This is a genomic window from Allobosea sp. 05T438 (assembly GCF_056396025.1).
In genome coordinates this window covers 127,467-150,066 of the sequence record NZ_JBFTKQ010000013.1, presented here as the reverse complement: position 1 = coordinate 150,066, position 22,600 = coordinate 127,467, and the positions used below count along the sequence as shown (strand labels likewise).

14 protein-coding genes are annotated in these 22,600 nt (G+C 62.5%); 8 read left to right on the top strand and 6 right to left on the bottom strand.

The genetic code is table 11. The annotated features are described in order from the left end of the window. Both AC1DIN_RS22395 and AC1DIN_RS22390 read left to right on the top strand, forming a co-directional pair. Window positions 1-438, top strand: a 438-nt coding sequence (locus AC1DIN_RS22395; protein WP_476811368.1) for a transposase, incomplete at its 5' end; no start/stop codon positions are given. Window positions 439-1,227: 789 nt separating this feature from the next. Then, a complete protein-coding gene (locus AC1DIN_RS22390; RefSeq protein ID WP_476811367.1) occupies window positions 1,228-3,111 on the top strand; it encodes a methyl-accepting chemotaxis protein in 1,884 nt (627 codons plus the stop codon). Window positions 3,112-3,581: 470 nt separating this feature from the next. Here the strand turns inward: AC1DIN_RS22390 and AC1DIN_RS22385 are convergent, their stop codons facing one another. The 4 genes from AC1DIN_RS22385 to AC1DIN_RS22370 form a co-directional block, all read right to left on the bottom strand. Further along, on the bottom strand, window positions 3,582-4,538 hold the full coding sequence (locus AC1DIN_RS22385) for a glycosyltransferase family 2 protein (RefSeq protein WP_476811366.1): 957 nt from the start codon (window positions 4,536-4,538) through the stop codon (window positions 3,582-3,584). A 140-nt stretch (window positions 4,539-4,678) separates the two neighbouring features. Then, complete coding sequence (locus tag AC1DIN_RS22380; RefSeq protein WP_476811365.1) at window positions 4,679-6,949, bottom strand: amylo-alpha-1,6-glucosidase; 2,271 nt, start codon at window positions 6,947-6,949, stop codon at window positions 4,679-4,681. 36 nt (window positions 6,950-6,985) lie between these two features. After that, window positions 6,986-8,038 (bottom strand): glycosyltransferase family 4 protein, encoded by a 1,053-nt coding sequence (locus AC1DIN_RS22375; RefSeq protein ID WP_476811364.1) that lies wholly within the window; start codon window positions 8,036-8,038, stop codon window positions 6,986-6,988. Between the two features lie 149 nt (window positions 8,039-8,187). Beyond that, window positions 8,188-9,234: a helix-turn-helix transcriptional regulator gene (locus AC1DIN_RS22370; RefSeq protein ID WP_476811363.1), complete on the bottom strand. Its 1,047-nt coding sequence runs from the start codon at window positions 9,232-9,234 to the stop codon at window positions 8,188-8,190. Window positions 9,235-9,457: 223 nt separating this feature from the next. Between AC1DIN_RS22370 and AC1DIN_RS22365 the strand changes: the two genes are divergently transcribed. The 4 genes from AC1DIN_RS22365 (at window position 9,458) to AC1DIN_RS22350 (ending at window position 12,158) form a co-directional block, all read left to right on the top strand. After that, window positions 9,458-10,360, top strand: a complete 903-nt coding sequence (locus AC1DIN_RS22365; RefSeq protein ID WP_476811362.1) for an OmpA family protein — start codon at window positions 9,458-9,460, stop codon at window positions 10,358-10,360. 10 nt (window positions 10,361-10,370) lie between these two features. Then, window positions 10,371-10,784, top strand: a complete 414-nt coding sequence (locus AC1DIN_RS22360) for a DUF3617 domain-containing protein (RefSeq protein ID WP_476811361.1) — start codon at window positions 10,371-10,373, stop codon at window positions 10,782-10,784. Between the two features lie 14 nt (window positions 10,785-10,798). After that, window positions 10,799-11,596 carry a hypothetical protein gene (locus AC1DIN_RS22355; protein WP_476811360.1) on the top strand — a complete coding sequence of 266 codons (798 nt, stop codon included), beginning with the start codon at window positions 10,799-10,801 and terminating at the stop codon, window positions 11,594-11,596. A 286-nt stretch (window positions 11,597-11,882) separates the two neighbouring features. Further along, a complete protein-coding gene (locus AC1DIN_RS22350; RefSeq protein WP_476811359.1) occupies window positions 11,883-12,158 on the top strand; it encodes a hypothetical protein in 276 nt (91 codons plus the stop codon). A gap of 200 nt (window positions 12,159-12,358) precedes the next feature. Here the strand turns inward: AC1DIN_RS22350 and AC1DIN_RS22345 are convergent, their stop codons facing one another. Together AC1DIN_RS22345 and AC1DIN_RS22340 are read right to left on the bottom strand one after the other, a co-directional pair. After that, window positions 12,359-12,985, bottom strand: a complete 627-nt coding sequence (locus AC1DIN_RS22345) for an alpha/beta hydrolase family protein (RefSeq protein WP_476811358.1) — start codon at window positions 12,983-12,985, stop codon at window positions 12,359-12,361. 85 nt (window positions 12,986-13,070) lie between these two features. Further along, entirely contained in the window at window positions 13,071-13,829 is a 759-nt protein-coding gene (locus AC1DIN_RS22340; protein WP_441469088.1) for a response regulator transcription factor, read from the bottom strand. A 98-nt stretch (window positions 13,830-13,927) separates the two neighbouring features. Here AC1DIN_RS22340 and AC1DIN_RS22335 point away from each other — a divergent pair, with 98 nt between their 5' ends. Further along, the gene (locus AC1DIN_RS22335) at window positions 13,928-15,994 is read left to right on the top strand and encodes a sensor histidine kinase (RefSeq protein ID WP_476811357.1); all 2,067 of its coding nucleotides are present in this window, start codon (window positions 13,928-13,930) and stop codon (window positions 15,992-15,994) included. Window positions 15,995-16,534: 540 nt separating this feature from the next. Further along, window positions 16,535-22,594, top strand: a complete 6,060-nt coding sequence (locus tag AC1DIN_RS22330) for an autotransporter outer membrane beta-barrel domain-containing protein (protein WP_476811356.1) — start codon at window positions 16,535-16,537, stop codon at window positions 22,592-22,594. Window positions 22,595-22,600: the final 6 nt, after the last annotated feature.

Genomic DNA, 22,600 nt, shown 5'->3' with positions numbered 1-22,600 from the left:
CGGATCGAAGAGCTGGCCTCTGGCCTCAGGGCGGCGAGCGAGGAGCAGGTCGAGACGCGCCGCTTGTGCACCGTCCCAGGCGTAGGGCCGGTCACGGCGGGCGCCATCATGGCCTTCGCGCCCGATCTGCACACCTTCGCCAGCGGCCGGAACTTCGCGGCCTGGCTCGGCCTCGTGCCGCGGCAACGATCGACGGGTGGCAAGATCCTACATGGCGGCGTCAGCAAAATGGGGCAAACCGACATCCGCAAGTTGCTGATCGTCGGAGCGATGAGCCGGATTCGGTGGATTGTCCGTAAGGGAGCCATGCCAGACACGTGGCTCGGCCGGCTCGTCGGCCGCAAGCCGCGCATGGTCGCCGCCGTCGCCCTGGCCAACAAGATGGCGCGCAACATCTGGGCGATGATGACGAGGGAGCAAAATTACAGGATGGCGTGAGCGGCGACCTTCGATGGAAGGATCGTGGCGAACGCCTAGGGGCCCGCAAGGCCTCGGCAAGGAGATCGACTGACGACCTATGCAGGCCAAGGACTTCAAAGTTCAGGATGGGGAAAACCAGTCCCGGGGCTCGAGCATCAAAGCTCTCTGAACCGATGTGGACCCCATCTCTCGAACTGCATACCGGCCACGTGGCGAGCGCCACGATCAAAGGCCTGACACACGACCGATAGAAGCGCCTGGCTGCCAAGATCCGTCAGAAAAATCCCCTTGCAAAACCGGGGGCATCCACACACGCCCCGGGATTTCCCGAGCCCATTTCGTTTGAGCCATGCTGCCATCGCTGGTTCGCCCGCCATCGCGCAGTAGCGTTCCTCGGCTTCGGCCAGCAGGATGTTGCCGGGGCGCTCGAGCAGCCGTAGCTCGTTGAACCAGGCCGCCTCGTCGGCCCTAAACCGGCATTCCCCCGGCCTTCGCCCAGAAGATGATCAGATCCGCCGCGTCACAGCCCGGCGGCCGGCTAAATCGGCTCCGCAGCATGTCATCCGTCCTTCTCTAGGCGCAGGATGCCGGAAATGGCGCGCCGCCCGGACCAGGTCCTGGACCGCTCACTCGGGCTCGTCTGAGGTCGATCCAAATGATCGCATCTGCTCTGCTGCACAACTACAAGTTTCGCAGCGATTTCATAAGGCTACGCAATTTAGAATCGATCAAAATTTTAGCGTGTCGTTAGTGATACTGGGCGCATGCGGGTTGTCGTTGCACCTCTCCCCGTTGCAGGGCCGCCCTATGAAATTCAGTAACATCAAAATCCGAACCAAGATCGGGGTGGCCGTCTTGTTCGCCAGTCTCGTTGGCCTCGGCGTCTCAATCTTTGGCAGCGTCCAGCTGATGAGCGTCAAGGCAAATTACGAAGAGATGCTGCAGACGCGGCCCAAAGGCATCCTTGCAACCGCGCGCGCCTCACGTGCCGCCAATAATCTGATCGCCCAGACCTACAAGATCATCGCCTATCCGCTGGGGTCCCCGAGCATTGCAGTTGCGAAGGCTGATGGTAGCGCTTCATATTCGCAAGTTCTCGCCTTTCTAAGAGAGGCAGAGATCGCACTGCCCGCAGAGAAAGACGCGATCGAACGTATCACCGCCGATGCGCGCGCTCTGGAGGGCTCGGTAAAACAAGCTATTGCGTTTGGTGAAAGCGACCAGAACGAGAAGGCGCTTGCCGTCATGGATACGCTCGACGGCAAACTGCGGAATCTGGTGAACGCGATTTCAGACCTCAACACGCGTGTGCTTCAACAGACCGATCGTCGCTCGGCCGAACTGGCTGCCGAAAGCAACCGGGCCACGATGATCATGCTCATCACGGCTGGCGCAGGTCTCTTGTTGGGCGTTCTCGGCGCCGTTGCCCTCGCTGCAAAAACGATTACCGGCCCTCTCCAGCGGCTGAAGGCTGCGATGGCCGAGTTGGCGCAAGGGCAGTTCGAGGCTGAAATCGTGGGAGGCGACCGCAAAGATGAGGTCGGCGACATGGCGCGTGCAGTCATGGTCTTCAAAAGCAACGGCCTCGAAATGCGCCGGATGGAATCGGAGAAGCTGGATCGTGATCAAGCTGCGCAGGCGCAGCGCAACGCGCACGAGGCCGAACGTCACCGCACGGAGGCCGAGCGCATGGAGTTCGCCCGGCAGCAGCAGCAGATCGTCATGATGTTGGCTGAAGGATTGGATCGTTTGGCTGCAGGCGACCTGACCTGTCGCCTCACCGATGAGGTCGCCGACGAATACGAAAAACTGCGCAACGATTTCAATCGCGCGATCGACGGTCTTGCGGAGACGGTCATAACTATCCAAGCGACTTCGGTCGATGTCGGCACCGCGGCGCGTGAGATCAACATCGGCGCCGATGATCTGTCGAAAAGAACAGAAGAGCAGGCTTCCTCGCTTGAGGAGACGGCCGCGACTACCGAGCAGCTCGCGGCTTCAGTTAAAGCTTCGGCTCACGCCTCGCGTCAGGCAGTTGCTATGGCCGAGGAGGCCATGACAGTAGCGGAAAGGGGCGGAGCCATTGTCCATGATGCTGTCGACGCCATGAACCGGATCGAATTGGCGTCGCGCAAGATTTCAGACATCACTTCCGTCATCGATGAGATTGCCTTCCAGACGAACCTTCTAGCGCTCAATGCCGCGGTTGAAGCCGCGCGTGCGGGCGATGCCGGCAAGGGGTTTGCCGTCGTCGCTTCCGAGGTTCGGACGCTTGCACAGAGGTCCAGCGAAGCCGCGAAGGACATTTCCGCATTGATCGTGGAATCGGCCGGCGAGGTCCAGCAGGGCGTCGAGCTCGTTCGCTCTGCCGGTGAGGTTCTCAGCCACATCGTGGACGCCTCGCGCAAGGTCTCGGCAACGGTGTCAGACATATCGGCTGCGTCGAACGAACAAGCGAATGGCATCGACGAGATGAGCCAGACCGTCGCGCATATGGACGAGATGACGCAGCAAAATGCTGCCCTGGCAGAGGAAAGTGCGGCGAGCGCAACGTCGCTCAGTGATCAGATCGATCGGCTCAACCAGCTCGTCGCCAGCTTCCGAACTGAAGACAAGACGGTCGGATTGCGTCGGATGGCCGGTCAGATGGCAGCGCGGCTTAACGGCGAGCCAATGCGTCGGGCAGGCTGACAGGCGTCATGCCAGAAGGGGAGCGGCTGGCTTCGGCGAGTTAAGCTTCTTTGTCTTGCATTCCAATTTGCCCGGCTTGCTTCGGCCAAGCCGGGCACGCGCTGACCGCGGTGGCGATGCGGCCCACAAGATCGTTCGATGGGTACCACGCCAGCAGGGCTCGTCGGAGCTGGGGGATGCGGCTCACCCGGCCACTCTTCAGGCCACAGAACTCCTTGCGCCAGCTAATGGTAGGGGCGGCTCCCTCTACCCCTTGCAGGCTGAGGGCTTGTCAACCGGAGGCGAGCGGCGATGGCCATCGAGACCCTCGGCATTGATATCGCCAAGATCTTGCTTACAACCCGCTGGCCATCGACACGTCGTGCGCCAGGGGAAAGAACGGCGATGTCCAAGCCATCTGACGCTCGCTCAGTTGGAACAAGCTAGGGGCATGCGCCGGGCCATTCGGGGCGACAGTCAAAATCCCGCATTTAACAAATACCAAACGCGGCAAGCCGGATCGTCTTACGGCATGTGACCGATAGAAAATCTAGAATATTTGAAACTGATATATCCGATTGCAACCCGGCCAAATACGATCCATAGGCTTTTCCTAGGTATCCATTTTCGAAATTCAAATTGCCGATCTCATACCATCTCCGCGAGATCGATCTTTTAACCGCGTGTTGCAGGCCGTGATATCGTATGAATTCACTATAAGCTTTTGCGCATTCCTGGACGGCGCGTTGACTATATTCGCAATTTTCAAGATAATTATTGGTTAAGCCGCCTTGGTGAATTCTGTATGTATGAAGAACTTGCGGGATTACATAAAATTCTGAGTTCGCTGCGCATCTAAGCCAATAATCATAATCTTCAGATTGCCTATAATTCTCTTTAAATAGACCGACGTTTTCAACGCAGCTTCTTCGAATTGTCGCGCCATTTGTTCCTACAAAATTGACACGCAGAAGCCATCGCAGCGCGTCCTCTCGCGGGATTTCCCGCTCAAAGGGGAAATCCGGAAACACCAACCATTTGTCGAAATGACGCTCAGAGCGGCCATCTTCATAAAGCAACTCAAAGTCACTGCAGCAAAATCCAATATTCGGGTTTCGATCCAATACATGCTCATGAATCTGAAGTCGCCGATCATGCCAATAATCATCTGGATCTAAAAATGTGATATATTCCCCAGAGCACATCTTCAAGGCAGCGTTCCTTGCGCTCGCGACGCCGCGATTGTCTTGAAACGAGTGCCTCAGCTTTCCACCAAAGCTCGATTTCGCCAATTCGATAACAGAATGGCTACCATCTGTAGATCCATCATCGACAACGATAACTTCATAATTTTGAACCGTTTGCGCTTTGATGCTATCGAGCGCTTGTTGAATCAAGCGCGCATTATTATAGTTTGCGATCAGCACACTAAATTTCGGGATTTCCATTCAAGTCTCCCGGACATTTTTATCTGTCGCTCTATTGGATTATATCAAGGCTTATTGTAGCTTAAGGTCAATAAGCCAAGCTATAATTGCCGTCATGAGCGCGATGGATATGCAGATATAGGCGCCGGAATCAAAATTAATTACTTGGTCTTTATCATCGTTACCTGTGCGTTGCTGTCGTTCCAGCGCTTCAGGATGTTGATCGTGACGTCGCTTTGGTGGCGATGCACGCGCAGATCGAATTGCGAAGAACCCAGCGTCAGGCCGCGAATGATCACGTCATCCAGGAACGATGGCAGAACGGGATCGACCAGCTTGATCTCGTTTGCCCCCGCCGGAAGTTGCAGTCCGAGGCAAGCTGCCAACATGGCGAAGGGAGCCGCTGCGGCCCAGGCCTGAGGCGAGCAGGCCACGGGATAGGCGGTGGGTCCGCGTCGCGGCTTCCTAAGGAAGCCACAGAACAGCTCCGGCAAGCGCTGTTGTTCCTGATACGTCGCCACATTGGCGAGGGCTTCGAATAATCGTGCCGCCTCGAACTTGAAGCCGTAGCTGCCAAAGCCGATCGCGATCAAGGCGTTGTCGTGCGGCCAAACCGAGCCATTGTGATACGACATCGGATTATAGCGTGTTTCCCCCACATTCAGTGTCCGGATGCCCCAGCCACTGAAACTCCCTTCGCTCATCAGGGTCCGAGCGACTCGCGCGGCGCGTTCGGGAAAGGCGATGCCGCCAAAAAGGGCATGTCCCGCGTTCGAAGAGCGAACCCGACAGGGGCGCTTGTCACCATCGAGAGCCAGCGCGTAGGAGCCGATCTCTTCACACCAGAAGGCGCGATCGAAGCGTTCCTGCAGAATTGACGCTTGCTGTTCCAGTTCGTCGGCGCGATCCCAGAACCCGAGGGCGCGAGCCATGGTCGCTCCGGCCCGTTTGGCAGCATAGACATAGGCCTGCACTTCGACGAGAGCGATCGGACCTCGCGCCAGGGATCCATCGGCATGGGAAATCGAATCGTGACTGTCCTTCCAGCCTTGGTTGGTCAGCCCGCTTTCCGTTTCGCGAAAATACTCGACGAATCCGTCTCCATCGCGATCCCCAAACGTCTCGCACCACAGGAGCGCTGCCTCGATGTTATCCCAGAGCTGTTCGATCATGGCGAGGTCACCAGTCCGATCGAAATACTGGCCCGCAAGCATGACGAATAGCGGAGTGGCGTCTACCGAGCCATAGTAGAACCTGAACGGGACCTCGCCGAGATTGGCCATCTCTCCGCTTCGTCGTTCGTGCAGAATCTTGCCCGGCTGCGCATCGGCGGTGGGGTCGCTGACCACGGCTTGTGCTCGCGCCAATTGCAGCAGGACACCCTGCGCTACGGTCGGATCGGCCCACAACAGCATCATGGCGGTGATGATCCCATCGCGGCCGAACATCGTCGAGAACCATGGAATGCCGGCATAGGGATAAAGCCCATCGGTCCCGCGGGTCATCAGCGTGTACAGGTCCGAGGTCGACCGGCTGATCAGGTCCGCAAAGGGGGCGTTCGACGATCCCACCTTGGATATGTTGGCCGTGAGCGCGCGAAGGCCACGGCGGGCATCCTGATAGGCCTTGGAGAAATCCTGGGGCGGTACGCCGGAGGCGCAGCTGAAGGGATGAACCTGCCGTTCCGGATCATCGATGAGATCACAGGCGATGGTGACAAGGAGCGAGGTTCGCTCGCCAGGCTCCAAGCGGAATCGGAACGAGGCGAACCCGTTCGTCACATGGTACGGTTCTGGTTTGAAGCGCAGGACCGTTCGTCTCACCCTGTCGTCCAGACCACGATAGGCGAAGCGCGCGGCTCCTGAATCGATCTGGGTCTCCGTCTCGCCGCGACGGGCGCGCTTCATCCCGCGGACTTCGAAGAGGTCGCGAAAATCGGCTTCGAAAGACAACGACATCGAGAATTCATGTGGAATCCGATCAAAGTTGCGCAATCCGACGCGTTCAAAGCACACCGCGTTCCAGAGGAATGTCGTCCGTTCAATGGCGATCGCGTCACGTGGGATGACGGTTGAGCCGTCCCTCCGCGTAACTTCCGGATTGGCGAGGTCTACCGTCAGAGCGATATTGTCGTCCTGGATCACGGAGCAAAGGATCAAGGGGCGTTTGTCCTCGAAGAACAGTTGCAGCCGCGAAAGATGCCTGGTGTCGTTGCAGAACAGCCCCTCGGACGTGTTCGGGGTAATCCCGATGTCGCCATAGCTATCCAGAACCGCGAAGGCGTCTCCGGATTTCAAGGTGCGAAGCGGGCGCTCGACGAGGGATGGATGCGCATCAAGAAGCCTGTCGGCCTCATGCGGCGCCGCTATTTCGGGCTGCCTTGGGACAGTATTCTGTTCATGCATCCGAAGCTCCCCGTCGTCGGAGGTCATGGGGCTCGTTCAGGCGATTGGTTCACGTCTCTGCGTCTATTCTGCGGCCCCGCGATAATTACGTGGGGACGCCAGCAAGCGATCGAATGCCGCGAGATAATCGCGGGCCATCCGAGCGGCAGTAAAATGACTGTTGAAATGAGCCCGTACGCGACAGCGATCCAGGGTGATACTGCGTTGGCAGGCGGCAACGGCGTCGGCGATGGTGTCGACGATGAACCCCGACACACCTTCCTCTACGATTTCGGGCACGGAGCCGTTGCGCCAGGCGATGACGGGCGTTCCCGCCGACATCGCTTCGATCATGACCAGGCCGAACGGCTCGGGCCAGTCTATCGGAAATAGCAGCGCCCGGGCACCGCCGAGCAATGCGCTCTTCTGCGCCTCGTCGATCTCGCCGAGGAACTCGATCGACGGATCGTCGAGTAGTGGCTCGATCCGGCTCCGGAAATAGTCTTCATCGACCGAATCGACTTTCGCTGCGATCTTGAGGGCCATCCCCGCACGTTTGGCGATCTCGATCGCCCGGTCCGGTCGCTTCTCAGGCGTGATCCGTCCGAGAAAGGCGAGATAGTCTCCTCCCCTCGCATCGAACGGGCACAGACCCGGCCCCAGGCCGTGATGCACCGTTGCCAGCCAGTTGACCGCGGCGGGCATCGGCTTCCGCTGCCCCTGGGAAATCGAAATCAACGGCATCCGCGGAAAGGCCTGATAGACCGGCAGGAAATCGGGCAGATCGAGGCGGCCATGCAACGTCGTCACGCATTTGTGAGCCAAGTCCGAGAACATCGCATGCTGAAGCAGATCGAGGTGGAAGTGGATGACGTCGAATGACGCCTCCCGCTCACGGACCCTGGCGAGCATGGCGAGGTGGCTGGCCGTGTGATCGCGAATGCCTGCCAGCCGCAAGCCCTTCGGACAACATGCAACCAGCTCGGCGGAGGTTTGGGAATCGGCTGAGGCAAACAGGGTGACATCATGTCCCTGTCGGACGAGTTCCTCTGTGAGCCACGAGGCCACCCTTTCCGTGCCCCCGTACAATCGGGGTGGAACCGCCTCCGATAGCGGCGCAACCTGCGCGATCCGCATACGCATTCTCCCGGCGACGGCCCCCCCGCGAATATGGGCAAGCTAGCAACGCCGGTCCGGGGCGAAAGTTCGGAATCAGATTCGGGCGGCGCGGCTTTCTGTCCGGCCTCTCGGCACCGTCTCCGGCATGGCAGTCAGCGTCCGGGCTATCAATCCAGGAGACGTGCCATCGCTTCCCAGGAATGAGCCCCGGTCGCCTGGTAGATCGCGCCGAGGTGCTTCTTCATGGCCTCGGTGCCCGTGCCGGTGCGCGCGGCGACCTCGGAACGGGCATGGCCGAGCGCCGCCTCCAGCATAATTCCGCGCTGCTTCGGCGACAGCGCGAGGTCCAGCAGGCGCTCGACAAGTCGCAAATTGCGCGGCCGCTCGATCTGCATGGTCATCAGGATCGCGCTGCGGCCTCCGACGGGCGTGTGAAGCTGTTCGGGGGTGATGACCAGCCGGCCGTCCGGGATCGCGACGAAGCCGCGCGCCTCGCGTCCTGCCGCGATGTCGGAGCACAGATGCCGCATAAACCGCGGCGGCGTGGTGATCGGCCCCTCGAGCTGGATATCCTCCCCGACCGAATTCGTCTTCTGCAGTATCTGCTGTGCGGCCTCGCTCATCATCAGGAGGGTCTGGCCCGAGGCGTCGACCAGCGCATGCCCCTTGAGGGGAGTCGGCTCCCATTGCGCTGCGCGTCCGTTTCCCGACAGCGCGCGCCGGAGCGGCGCTGAGGCAAGCCTCAGCGTGGCGAGGTTCTCCTCGTTGAACGGGTATGCACCGGTCCGGAACAGCAGGACGATCACGCGCGGGCGGCCCTGATGGTCGATCCGGAGGTCGAGTGCGTGCCGATGGCCGCTGGCGCGTACCAGCAGATTGAAGGTGTTCGATCGATAATAGGAGGCCGGCGGCGCAAGCAGATGCCCAGCATCCGAGCCTTTCATATGGGCGAGCGTCGCGACGTTCAGCTCCTCCGGCCCCAGAAACAGACGTTCGAATTCATTGACGAAGAGATCGCGCGCACTCGCTGGCGAATCCTCGTGGAAGAAGCCCTCCGGCAGACCAGTCTCATCCATCCAGAACAGTGCCCCGGCATCGGCACCAACCAACTCGCGCAGAAGCCGGCATGCCATCGGCGCGATCGCCGCGATCCCTGCTCCGCTCCGGCACAGAAGATCGAGTTCATGCCATTTGCGCTTGTTCAGTCTCGGCATCGGCGAATGTCGTGGGCTCCGCTGGCGGGCGCGGTGACAAAATCCTCCCCGCCCAGGGAATGTTCCGTAGCGGAAGGCGGGAGTAAAGCTCCGACACAGAGCTCCTCCCGATTTTCACCTGCAGAGACTTGCCATGCCAGACGGCTCATCCCTACCGCGCATGGCGAGGCATCTCGCATTCGGGGTTCTGCTTTGTCTCGTAATCCCGCTTTTGTCCTCCGCCATGGCCAAGGACGCTCCGGGCTCCGCCGACCATCCGCTTGTCGGGCGTTACAAGGGCTCGGAGATCATCGTCTACCAAAGCTCGGATTTCGACCGCGTCGATCTCCTGGCGAAGCCCGTACCACGGCGCTTCGACTGGTCGACGGCGTTGCCCGAGGATCTGCGCACGCGCCAGGAAGGCAGGAGCTCCCGCATCGTCTATCGCGGACCGGCCGACCGCTCGGCATTGGAGATCGACGCGAATTTTGCCGAGAGTCTGAAGGCAAAAGGGTTCGAGACCTTGTTGTCCTGCGCCGATCGCGAATGCGTCTCAGGCGACAGCGGCTTCTACCAGCTTGGCGGCTATCTCGACGACAGCCGTCGCAACGGCAACTACGGCCAGGCGCTGACATATCGTCTTGCCAGGCTGAGCCGCGCCTCGGGTGACGTGCATGTCGCACTTCTGGTCGGCAAGGGTCTGGGCGCCACGCATATCGCGTTGCGTGTCGTGGAAAGCAAGCCGATGCAAGGCGACCAGATCGCCTTCATCGATGCCGGGCAGATGCAGGCCGGGCTGGAGAGCGGTGGCCGCGTCGCGCTCTATGGCATCCAGTTTGACTTCGATAAGGCCGAGGTGAAACCGGAATCGACGCGGACGCTGCGCGAGATCGCGAAGCTCCTGCAAGCGCAGCCGTCCCTGCGACTGGTCGTCACCGGCCACACCGACGGCAGGGGTGCCTTCGACTACAATCTCAATCTTTCGGAGCGGCGTGCCAGGGCGGTCGTCGATGTTTTGACGAGGACCCATGGCGTGGCCACCGAGCGCTTGCTGGCCTTCGGCGCGGGCATGGCGGCGCCCCTCGCTTCCAATGATGACGAGCCCGGCCGGTCCAGGAACCGTCGCGTCGAACTCGTGAAACGCTGAGGGATTCGTCGTGAAACGAGCATTTGCGGCCTTCTCCCTTCTCCTTCTGGTGCAAGGTGCCTATGCCGGCGAGCGCTTCGAGCCCGGCCTATGGCAATCGACCGCGTTCATCGGCGGCAAGAAGGGGCGGGTTACGGGGCCGCGCTGTGTCACAACCCAGGAGGCGCAGTCCATGAACGGCTCCGCCAGCGCCATACGCAAGGTGCTGGAGGTCGACCCGGCCTGGCAGGGCTGCGCGATAGGGGAGGTTCGCACAGAGGGAATGCAGGTCGATTTCACAGCGACTTGCGCCGGGGCGGTCGTCACGACCTCGCGGACGACCTATCGGGGCTCGTCCTATGAGGGAACGATCACCGTGACCCGTCCCGAGGCGCCGGCATTGGCCATGTCGATCAGGGGCGAGTGGGTCKGCTCATGTCCTTGACGGCACGGTGTTTGGTGGCCGGGCTGCTCGCCACAGCCCCTGCCCACGCCTTCGAATTTCCCAGGGATCGCGAGGCAAGCGCCGAGCAGTTGCTCGACATCTGGCGCTATCAGCAGTCCAATCTGGTGAAGGATGGCATCGGGCCCGTCAGGATCCTCGATTTCCAGCGCCGCTTCTTCCCGCCGATCCGTTCCGTCGGCGGGCTGGCCTACATCCGCTTCCAGCCTCTCGATGCCTCCGGCGACATGTCCGGCTGGAACACGGCGAATTGCGCAGGAGAGAACCTCGCCGGCTCGGGCGTGCAGCTCGTGTTCTACTGGAGCGAGGATGAGCGCCGCTGGCTGAACCAAACCTCGGTCGGTTCGACGCTCTGCGCGACGGAGCGGGATTTGTCCCAGGCGCAGATAGACGAGGTCCTCCGCGTCGAGGATTATCCCAAGCCGCCCCGGATCGCAGACGGCGATGTCAGAACCCCACCCCAGGGCTCGCCCGAGCGCAAGGCGATCCTGGACGCTGCTCGCGTCCTGTTCGGCAAGGACGCACCGCACATCGTCTTCGAGGTGGTCACGTTGAAGGTCGCGGCCGGTTTCGCCTGGGCGGTGCTGATGCCTCGCTACCGGAATGGCAAGCGCGTCGGCTGTATCGAGGGCGACGATCTCCAGACCGAATTATGGCTGAAGCAGGAGGCGGGTCAGTGGGTCGTCAGGAGCGGCCGCGCCTGCACGGGCGATCCCGTGGCACCATCGGGCGAGACCATCGGAGCGCCACCCGAGCTGGTAGGTCAGAGGTCATGGCCCTGGCTGACGCGATAGCCATGGGGGCGTCCTGAACGTCGGCACGCGGGGCGTCCCGATTTTGGACGGGGCGCCTCAACGGCAGGACCACGCTGGCATGCCGATGCGTTGAATGTCCGCTTCCAGTTTGTGAAGAGTTTCGGACCTTGGCTCGCCGCCCGGCACCGGATAGTCCTAGCTGGACGGATCGATGCCGGTTCCCGCGCAAAACACGCGTCATGCGTGTAAGCGTTTTGTAAGCCAGCCAGCCTTACACCTTGCTCACCGAACCGACGGGCTTTGCCCTTTGAGCAGGAGCAGGTTGATGAGCACGGAGCCAGATAATGTCCCGCTCAACGACGAGACGTTGGAAGACGTGAATGGCGGGTACAACGTGGTGGATGGTCTGGCGAGGCTCGGCCACTCTGTCGAGAGCAGCTTTCTGAAGGGCCGTGACGTTGGCGGCAATGTGGCTGGCACTGCCGGCTCATACGCAGGCGCTGCCCTCGGAGCTGTCGTCGGCACATTTACCGGCATCAAGAATGAGATTGGCAATGGGGTCAACGAGGCAATCGTCGCCCTCAAGGATGTCGTCCGTTAGCCGCTTCAGAGCGGGATTGCACCGGCGAGCGGCATGATCAACAGCCGATGGCTGTGTCTTCTGTTCCTGTGGCGATGCGCCATGCCCGCCGATCCGAGAGGCCCCTGCAGGAGGCCAAATCGGGGCATGTTGCAGCGGGCATGGCGGACACGCGACAGTCTGAGTGCCCCGACGTCGAGCTGCTCCTCTCAGCCGAGATCTCAGAGATCCATTGCCCAGCGTGAGACCGCGGTGGCCATGGCGACGAAGTGATCAAGTTGCGAGAAGCCAGAGCCCTTGCGTGGCTTCAGGTCGTGATCGCCATCCTCCAGCCAGAGCAGGCTGATCTGCGACGAGAGCGAGTAACCTTCAACCTCGTCACGKCCGCCAAACACATCGCGTGTCCCCTGCACGATCAGGGTCGGCGTGGCGAGTTCCGCGAGATGGTTGGTCCGGAGCTGCTCTGACTTGCCCGGGGGATGGAACGGATACCCGAGGCAAAGCAGACCCTTGATGGTGCCGCTGGAATAAAGGTCGTCGGCGATCATGCTCGCAACACGGCCGCCCATCGATTTGCCCCCGATGACCAGCTTCCCATCCGCCCTTAAGGCGTCGACGGCCGCGAGGTACTCCGGGATCAATTTCTCGGCGCGCGGCGGCGGCTTCCGCGTCGACGCAATCCGGCGGCTAGCCATGTATTCGAACTCGAAGCGTGCCACGCGCAAATCTTGGTTGGCCAAGGCGGCAGCGGCTGCCGCCATCGATGGAGAGTCCATCGGAGCTCCGGCCCCGTGAGCCAACAAAACCGTCACGCGTGCGTGCTGCGGCCCGTCGTATAGAATGTTCACAGCAGAGCGCCTCTCGAAAGACCATCGCTATCGCAACCGCCGGCGGAGGTCGGGGCCGGCCGGATGAAACGCCCGTATCCCGAACTCAGATCAATGTCAGCTGCGCGGCGAACCGGAATCCAACAGCATGTACCGCCTTGAGGGGAAGCTCGACTCCTGCATCTTGGGCTTTTTGACGAAGCCGCCGCACCACTGCGTCCAGACTACGGCTTTCGCTATTCGCCTCGGCGTAGCCCAGGCCCTGAGCAAGCTCCTTTCGCGACACCGTAGCCCCTTCGGCGCGTGCCAGCGTCTCAACGAGAATCATCTCGCGTCCTGAGAGAGCCAGTCGCGCGCCATTCGGGTGCAAGAGCGCTTGTCGCATTGCATCCAGCCTCCACGCCGAATCCGAGCGCAAAGATGAGGCTGGATGATCCAGAGACGATCGCGGAGACCCCATCGCTCGTGCTCGTCTGGCGAGGTTGCGGACTGCGAGTACGAGTTCTTCCCCGTCAACCGGCTTCGTCAAATATAGGTCGGCACCTTCTCCGTACCCCCTGACACGGTCATCGCGCCCCGCACGCGCCGTTAGAATGACAACACCCATGTTCGCTTCATCAGCCGCATCGCGGGCGAGCTCGAAGCCGCTCGTATCGGGCAAATTGATATCGATAATCGCCACATCGAAGCGATCCGCCCGAAGTGCCTTGTAGAAAGCAATTCCCGAAGAGGCTTCTGCGACCTTCAATCCGCTCAGTCGAAGGTAGTCCGCCAATCCGGCGCGCAGGTCATTGTCATCCTCGACAAGGAGAACGTGGATCGGGGGATCCAGCTTCTCAGGCGGCAAATCGATCTCTCGCGGCATAGCAGCTTTTGTCACGACTCGGGTAAGCACGACGCGGTGCTCGAATCGACAATGTGTTTATACCGCCGGAACCGGTGGATGAAGTCCGAGGGAACGACTTGGCTAAATTTGCGAACCGCTGGTGGGGGCTGATTGTCGTTCTTCTGATTGCTTCAATCACCCTGCTAGCCAATTCGGCCCGGCTGGGATCGACTCACGAAAACGGTCCGCATGAGCAGGAGCTCGCGACCAACGGGCTCGTGGACGAGCTGCCGCTTGACGGGCGCATCTCCGTACTCATCGACCCCTCTCGAGACATGGCGCTCAAGGATATTTTGGCCGCCGGCGAACGCTTCAAGCCGGTGCGAGGGAGCGGGGTCAACCTCGGCTACGTTCGCGACGCGGCCTGGCTGCGCATCCGGATTCCGAATGCCCTGAGCGGACAGGCGCTCCTTTCGCTAACTCCGAATTTCGTGGACTTCATCGATGTCCATGTGGCGGACGCCGCTGGCGAGCCCGAGGTCGACGATTTCACGCACTACGCTATGGGCGACCACCGACCGTTCCCGTCGGACGAAGTGTCCGGGCTGGATAATGTCGTGCCCCTCAATCTGCGCGCAGACCGAGAGGGTATCGTTTACGTGCGCATTGCGAGCGTCAATTCCTCGCTCAACATCTCGGCAGCGCTCTATTCCGCGGCTCGCCATACGTATCGCGTCACGCTCATCAGCTTTGCTGCGGCCCTCTGGTTCGGAGGGATGGGGGTGATGATCTTGATACAATTGGTGTTTTATCATTTTGAGCGCAAGGCATCGTATCTCCTGCTGGCCTTTTCCACCTTTGCCGCGATGTTGGTTTACGTCGGTAATCTCGGGTTTTCGCGGCTTTTATTCTTCCCGGACGGTGGCAACGGCAACGATCTTTTCACCGGAGGTGCGGCTTGGCTCGGCCTCGTGGTTGCGCCATTGGCCGCAAGCAGCATCCTGGAAATGCGAGCGCGAAGCCCCTGGCTGCATCGCATCTTCCTTGGCGGTTCTATCGTCGGCTTCGTCGGCATCATCTTCGTCGCTTTCGATGCCAATCTGAGTTTCGCTCCATACGGCAGTCTTTTTATTCTCGCCCTGGCCACGCTGGCGATGCTCTTCGGCCTTAGGGAGATGCGCCGAGACGATGCCGGGACCGTGCTGCGCGCCGTCGCCTACTTGATCGTTTGGATCGGATTGGTAGCGACGGTCACGCAGCGCGCGGGCTATTGGTTGCTGCCCAACTGGCTAGCCCACAGCTACACGGTCAGTTGCCTCATCCAAACGCTTCTGCTGACAGCCTCGCTGGCAGTCCGCCTGCGTGCCGCAGAGGCGATGAATCGCTCGATGAGCAAAGAAGCCCTCGTCGCCGCGCAGGCTGCAGAACAGCGCGCCAATGCCATGGTGAGGGAGCGGACGGTCGAACTCGCTGATGCAAAGCGAGTCGCCGAGGATGCACTCAAGACCGAATTGGAATCGCAAGCCCAGCAAGTGCAGTTTCTGGAGGTGATCTCACATCAATACCGCACGCCGCTGGCGGCAATTCGGTCCAACGTCGATAGCATCGGTCTTAGCCTGCCGCAGGACGACATCGACAACCGCCAAAGGCTCGATCGCGTTCGGCGCGGTATTATCAGGCTGGTCGAAACCTTGGAGCTCAATCTGAGCCGCAGCCGCCTTCAGGGCCCCAGCTTCGCACCTCAGTTTGCGTGTACTCTCTTGTGCGACGTCGTTTCATCCGCCGCCTTCCGGGCACAGGATCTTTTTCCCGCCGACATCATCACTGAAATCGATCCGCAAGCGGAAAGAGCATATCTGATGGCGGACATGCCGATGCTTGGGATCGCGATCATCAACCTGCTGGAAAACGCCGTCAAATTCTCGAACTCGGGAGATCGGCCGCGCGTGATCCTGGGCTGCCGCGCAGCGGGCGATGAAGGCGAGATTGCTGTCACCGACGGTGGAATTGGAATCCCCGTCAACGACATCGATCGCATCATGGAACGAGCAGTCCGCGGCTCGAATGCCAGCAGCATCGACGGTTCCGGGCTCGGCCTCTCCCTGGTTCAACGCATAGTCGCGGCGCATAATGGTCGCGTGGCGATCGAAAGTACCGAGGGGAGTGGAACAACGGTGCGGCTGATCGTTCCGCTCGCTCAATAGATTACCTTAGGTAAGTATTGGCGAGGCCGAGCCCATACGGCGGTCTAACAAAAGTGATTGTTTCGCGGCGACCATAGGCGGACGAGCGCAAACCGATCGTATTTCTGCGCGCGTGATGATTTGGCGACGGTTTTCGTTTCAAACCGTTCCAAATCGCTCCAGGGCGTTCCTATTCGTTTCTGTCCCGGAAACAGTGCGACCCGTAAGCCTTTGCTGGCGTGCGCGATTCGCCGCGGCAACTGGGCCGCGAGGAAGCCGGCCCAGGATTCCCTGGGCGGGGCGCAAGCGAAGAGTGTGTCCGCCATCGGTGAGGCTGTCGAGACGATCCGTCCTGACTTCGAGCGCCGCTGCGTTCCAAAGGGAATGGTCGTGAAGTCCGAGCTCCGTCATCAGACACGCGCAGGTTCGGCTTCCGCTCGCGCGAGGTTCGATCGACCTTTCCTTTACGGTGTCAGCTGGGCTCCGTTCGTTCTGCCGATGATGTTGGCAGGGCCTGCGGCAGCTCAGCAGGCCCATGAAAAAGTCTCGATCGACAGGCGCATGCTCAGGGGGGCGGACGGCATCGATGGCAAGGCCGGCTGGCTGAGCGTCGACCGAGAGGCGACAAAGGGCGAGGACGGGCCCGGCATTTTTCTCGAGAACGCGTTCTCCTCGACCGCAGCCCCGGCCCAGGGAAGCGCGGTCATCATTGGGTCGACCGGCGGGCTGGGTGGTGGGGGGCCTTCCCAGGCCTTTGTCGATGTTCATGGCGCTGATGGCGGTCGAGGCGGCACGGTATCGGTGATTCAGACCGGATCGCTGGCCGGTTCGGGCGATCAGAACGGGCCGCCGCTGCCGACGTCGGGGGGCAACCCCTGGTTCCATCGGGACGCTCGCTGGGCGGGGGCGGGCGGCACGGGTCTTCTGATCCTCTATTCGCAGGGCGGGAACGGCGGCCTTTCCAATGAGGCGATGGGACGCGGCGGGGCCGGCGGACCCGTTAGCCTCGACCTGCGTAACGCGCTCGAAACGCGAGGTTCGCACTATGCTGGAGTGTGGGCCCGTTCGCTCGGCGGCAATGCCGGGAGTGGCGGAACCACGAAGGGCCGTATCGCGGATCTGACCGGTGGCGCCGGCGGATCCGTTTTCGTCGAGATCGGTCGCGCCGGCTCGATTGTCACCAACGGCGTGAGCTCAACCGGCATTATCGCTGAGTCGCTCGGCGGCGCGGGCTCGCAGCGCGGAAATGCCTTCTATTCCAGTCCGTATACCAGCAATGGCGGCGGGGGCGGCACGGTCGAGGTCCTGAACCGGGGCACGGTCACGGTCAACGGTGCCAGTTCGGCCGGCATCCTCGCGCAGAGCATCGGCGGGCATGGCGGCGACCAGGATCACAGCGGCGGCCAGCCGGGAGGCATGGGCGGCAAGGGTGGCCGTGTTGGCGTCTCGCAGCTCGGCACGATAACGACCTGGGGCCAGTACTCGTTTGGACTTGTGGCCCAGTCGCTCGGAGGGACCGGCGGCAAGGGTGGCGGCGGCGTGTTCGGAGGCGGTGACGGCGGCAAGGCCGGTGCCGGCGGCGAGGCTCACGCCACGAACTATGGGACCATGGACACCCACGGGCTCGGGGCCACCGCGATGGTCGTCCAGAGCGTCGGAGGCGGCAACGCGACGGGGGCGTTCCAGCTTGGGCAGATCAAGCCCGGCGTGAGCGGCGCAGGTGGCGGCCAGGGTGGCTCCACATTCTTCGGCTCGGGCGGCGATGGCGGCACGGGTGGCGACGGCGGCAACGTCAGGGCTGTCAATCTCGGGACGATTTCGACGAGCGGGAAGGAAGCCTACGGCATGCTCGCGCAGAGCATCGGCGGCGGTGGCGGCGCTGGTTCGTCGTCGCAGTCGCTGGGCTTTGGTGTCAGCATCGCCGTGGGAGGGCATGGCGGCGGCGGCGGGAACGGCGCCGAGGTCGTCGTCTCGGGCTCTCCCGGCGCTTTCACCGACTTTGATTTCAACCCCACCAGGGCTCCCTCCATCAGCACGACCGGTGCGGGCGCCACCGGCGTGATCGCAATGAGCGTCGGCGGCGGCGGCGGTGTCGGAGGTGCGGCGAAGGCTGCGTCGGCCGGCGTGGTCGCGAGCCTGTCGATCGCCGTGGGCGGGGCAGGCGGCGATGGCGGCGACGGTGGCAGGGTCGTCGTCGACAATGAATCGATCATCTCGACGACCGGGCGCGCCGCCCTGGGTATCCAGGCGAAGAGCGTCGGCGGCGGCGGCGGCAATGCCGGCAATGCCTCCAGCTATGCTCTGGCGGTCGCCCCACCCGACCTGCCTGCGGTATCGCTGAGCTTCGCGGTCGGCGGCAAGGGTGGCAAGGGCGGCAGGGGCGACGAGGTCGTCGTCAACAACCGCACCGCGATTTCGACCTTCGGCAATGACGCGACTGGCATCGAGGCCATGAGCGTCGGCGGGGGCGGCGGTTCCGGCGGAACGGCGACCACGGCCGCCGACATGCTCAGCGGTTACCTCAACATCGGGCTCGCCGTATCCGTCGGCGGCTCCGGCGGCGGCGGCGGCAACGGCAGTGCGGTCACCGTCCGCAATTACGGTGCAGTTCGCACCCTCGGTGATTTTGCCACCGGAATCATCGCGCAGAGCGTCGGCGGCGGTGGCGGCAATGGCGGCAGCGGCTCGGCGATGGCCGCGCCGGGCCTGTCCTGGAACGAGATCGCCAAGAGCGTCGCGAGTGAGGCGCTTCCGCTCGCGGATTCGATCACGGCTCGAATCGCAGTGGGAGGCTCAGGCGGCGATGGCGGCGTCGGCGGGGCCGTGACGGTCGAGAACCACGGTGTCATTTCCGCTTCGGGCAAGAACTCGTTCGGGATTTTCGCCCAAAGCGTCGGCGGCGGCGGCGGCAACGGCGCCGGCTACATGGCCAGCGGCAAGGGGACGCTAAGCGGTAAACTGACCATCGGTGGCAGTGGCGGAGCCGGCGGCAAGGGCGGCGACGTCGCCGTGGTCAACGCGGACGGCGCGCGCATCGAATTGGGCGGGGCCGGCACGGTCGGCATCTTCGCGCAAAGCGTCGGTGGCGGTGGCGGCAACGGCGGAAGCTTCAGCGGCACGACGAAGAAGGCTCCGGAACTCGGCGACAAGCCGGGGCAATTCGTGCTGCAGATTGTCGACGATCTCCTGAAGATCGACGGGCTGATCGTCGACGCGATTGGCGATCCCAGTGAAAAAAAGGCGATCGAGGACTACAAGTTCTTCGACAAGAAGGGCCCGGTGCAGACGCGGATCGGCTATGCGAAGAACGTGCTCAAGGTCATCAACGCCATCTTTGAGAAGGAAGAGGGCCGTCTCGAACGCGCGGTCAAAGCCGGCGGATTCGTCGCTGCGGGCATCGCTCTCCAGAAACTCAAGGCCGAACTGAAGACGGCCTACAAGGAGGCCAGTTCCAAGTCGAAGGTCGAGCTGCCGAACGTGGATCTGACGCTCGCCTTCGGGGGCTCCGGCGGCACGGCGGGCGACGGCGGCACCGTCAAGGTCGAGAATTTCGGCCAGATTCTGACCCGGGCCGACAACAGCTGGGGCATCTTCGCGCAGTCGATCGGCGGCGGCGGCGGCCGCGGCGGCAGCGGCGTGGCTACTGGCAACAACAATATCAATGCCACTTTTGCGTTCGGTGCGGATGGTGGAAAGGGCGGCCGGGGAGGCGAGGTCTCGGTGACGAACGTCGGCGATATCGCGACGGCTGGCGCCGGTTCGATCGCCGTTTTCGCTCAAAGTGTTGGCGGCGGCGGCGGCGCCGGGGCCCTCGCTGCCAGCGGAAACTCGATCTCCATATCCAGCAATGTGAGGATGGGCGGCGACGCCGGGCAGAGCTCGCCCGGCGGCGGCGTGAAGGTCGTCAATTCCGGCAATATCGAGACAAGCGGCCGCGAGGCGCACGGCGTCGTGGCTCAGAGCGTGGGCGGCGGCGGTGGCGCCTTCATCTTCAGCCGTCCCGACCCGACCTCCTCATCGGTCCTGGCCGCCGACGCGGACGAGAAGGAAGTGCTCGACCTGACTTATGAGCTGCTGAGAAAAGCCGGGATCATCAAGGGCGACGGCACGTTCGCCGGCGGCGGCGAGGAGGATGTTTCGACCACCGTTCTGCCCATGCCGACCTCGACTTTGGCGTATGGCGGCAAGGGCGGTGCGGGCGGTGGCGGCGGCACTGTCGAACTGTCGCATTTTGGCAAGATCACCACGCATGGGATGGGCGCTTTCGGCATCTTTGCGCAGAGCATCGGCGGGGGAGGCGGCTTCAGCGCGGATGCCTCGAACAGCGGCTTCCTCGAGCAGACCACGAAAATGGGTGGCGAAGGCGGGGCCGGTGGTGCCGGCGGCAAGATCGAGCTCACGCTTGGCGCGAATGCCTCCGTCAGAACGGAGGGGGCCGGGGCGCACGCCGTCTTCCTGCAGTCGATCGGCGGCGGCGGCGGCTACAGCGGGGTTGGCTATGAGGCGCCGCCCGGCCTCAAAGCCGAGTTCGTCAGGGATTCAGCGGCGAGCGGAAACGGCGGCAAGATCTCCATCAGGATGGCCGATGCGGAGAGCTCGTTCACGCTGGCGACGAGCGGCAAGGCCGCGCATGCCATCTTCGCCCAGAGCTTGGGCGGCGGCGGTGGCTGGACCTACGACGTCAACGGCAAGGCCGGCCTCGTCAAGGATGACGGCAAGACGCGGTCGCGGGCCGTCGGCGCGGGTGAGACCATAAACCTCGACACGCGCGGCCAGATTCTGGCTTTCGGCGAGAATGCCTACGGCATCTTCCTGCAAAGCGGCGTTCAGAAGACCGACGGAACGCTCGACCGCAGCCGTCGCGGCGGTGTGATCAGCATCGTCCACGAAGGAACGATCATCGGAGGCTCGGGCCAGGGCGCAGGCATTCGGATCGACGGCGGCGGCAGCGAGAACAAGATTGTCCTGAAGAGCGGCTCTCACCTCAGCGCGATCTCCGACAAGGCGATCATCGGCTCGGTCAACGCCGACCGGGTGGAGAACGAGGGCGAAATCATCGGCTCCGTCGATCTCGCACCTGCGGACAAGCTCGCCAGCGACAAGTTCATCAACAAGCTCGGCGGCCGCTACACCATCGCGAGCTCGGGCTATGTGAACGTCGGCCAGGGCGGAAGTTTCGTGAACGAAGGCATCTTCGGCATTGGTGGCGCTGCCCGCGTGGTCGGCGATTTCGACCAGGCCGCCAGCGGCCGGATGATCGTGAACTTCATGAACCCCGCCACCAACAACGGGCTGAAGAACGGTCGCGTCCAGATCGAGGGCAAGGCCGGTCTTGCAGGGACGATCGAACCGAACGTCTCGTGGCTCCTGCCAGGCGACTATCGGATCATCTCCGCGACGGGGGGCATTTCCGGCCTGCCCGCCATCGCCGGGCCGCAGGGAAACGGCATACCCATGTTCTGGTCCGTCGCACGCGACTCAAGCAGCATCACGCTTTCGCCGAGGGCGAGGTTCGACAATCCGGAGGGCGTGACACTCACCCGCGACCAGGGGGAGGCCGCCCGGCATTTGCAAGCCGCCTGGAATGCCGCATCGAGCGCGCAGGCCACCGTCTTCCCGCGCTTCCTGGGCATCGCCTCGCCAGCGCAGTATGGCGCGGCCCTCGATGAGCTCTCGCTCGAGCCGACGCAATATGTGACCAACACCAAGATCAAGGATGCGCGGCTGGCGATGCGGGCGGCCATGAGCTGCCCCGCCTTCGAGAGCGCGACGATGCTCATGCGCGAAGGCGAGTGCGTCTGGGGGCGGATCAGCGGCGGCTATTCGCGGATGTCGCCTTCTCAGGATGAAGGCGGCTACCGTCAGCGGCAGACCAGCTACCGGATGGGCGCGCAGAAGGAATTCGCGCCTGGCTGGTTCGTCGGTGCCACCGCGTCCTTCACCCGCGGCGAGCTGGACGATGCGGACGGCATCACGGGAAGCAAGACCGACAGCTACGACGCGTCCATCGCGGTCAAGCGTCAACTCGGGAACTGGCTGTTCGCGGTCTCCGCGACCGCCGGAAAGACGGAGCAGCAGAACCTGCGCGCGATGACGATCAGCTCCTCCACGGCGGTGGCGATGAGCCAGTCGCATGTCGAGGCGCTCGGAGCGCGGTTCCGCGCGGCCTACGAGCTGCCGTTCGCGAACTGGTACGTCCGTCCGTATCTCGACGTGGACGCGCTCCATCTGCGGACGCCATCCTTCCAGGAGTACGGCGCAGCCGGGCTCGATCTGAGTGTCCTCAGCCAGCGGAAAACCGTCTTCGCGTTCAACCCGAACATCGAGATCGGCAGCCGCTTCGAGATCGCCTCCGGCTACTGGGCGCGGCCCTATGCCAGCGTCGGTTTCACGCTCCTCTCTTCGGATCACTTCACGACGCGCGCCAGTCTGGTTGGAGCGCCGATCGAGATCGGGACCTTCGAGAGCCGGTCGCGCATCCCGGACAAGCTCGTGGACCTCGGCCTGGGCCTGCAGATCAGCTCCGGGACGGGGCTGGAGTTTACGGGTGAGTACCAGGCGCAGACTGGCCGGGACTTCCTGTCCCATACCGGTTCGGCCCGCCTGGCCTGGCGTTTCTAGTCCGCG

Coding starts and splice junctions, on each gene's coding strand:
- AC1DIN_RS22390 (WP_476811367.1), top strand. CDS start 1,228: ATGAAATTCAGTAACATCAAAATCCGAACCAAGATCGGGGTGGCCGTC.
- AC1DIN_RS22385 (WP_476811366.1), bottom strand. CDS start 4,538: ATGGAAATCCCGAAATTTAGTGTGCTGATCGCAAACTATAATAATGCG.
- AC1DIN_RS22380 (WP_476811365.1), bottom strand. CDS start 6,949: ATGACCTCCGACGACGGGGAGCTTCGGATGCATGAACAGAATACTGTC.
- AC1DIN_RS22375 (WP_476811364.1), bottom strand. CDS start 8,038: ATGCGGATCGCGCAGGTTGCGCCGCTATCGGAGGCGGTTCCACCCCGA.
- AC1DIN_RS22370 (WP_476811363.1), bottom strand. CDS start 9,234: ATGCCGAGACTGAACAAGCGCAAATGGCATGAACTCGATCTTCTGTGC.
- AC1DIN_RS22365 (WP_476811362.1), top strand. CDS start 9,458: ATGGCCAAGGACGCTCCGGGCTCCGCCGACCATCCGCTTGTCGGGCGT.
- AC1DIN_RS22350 (WP_476811359.1), top strand. CDS start 11,883: ATGAGCACGGAGCCAGATAATGTCCCGCTCAACGACGAGACGTTGGAA.
- AC1DIN_RS22340 (WP_441469088.1), bottom strand. CDS start 13,829: ATGCCGCGAGAGATCGATTTGCCGCCTGAGAAGCTGGATCCCCCGATC.
- AC1DIN_RS22330 (WP_476811356.1), top strand. CDS start 16,535: ATGCTCAGGGGGGCGGACGGCATCGATGGCAAGGCCGGCTGGCTGAGC.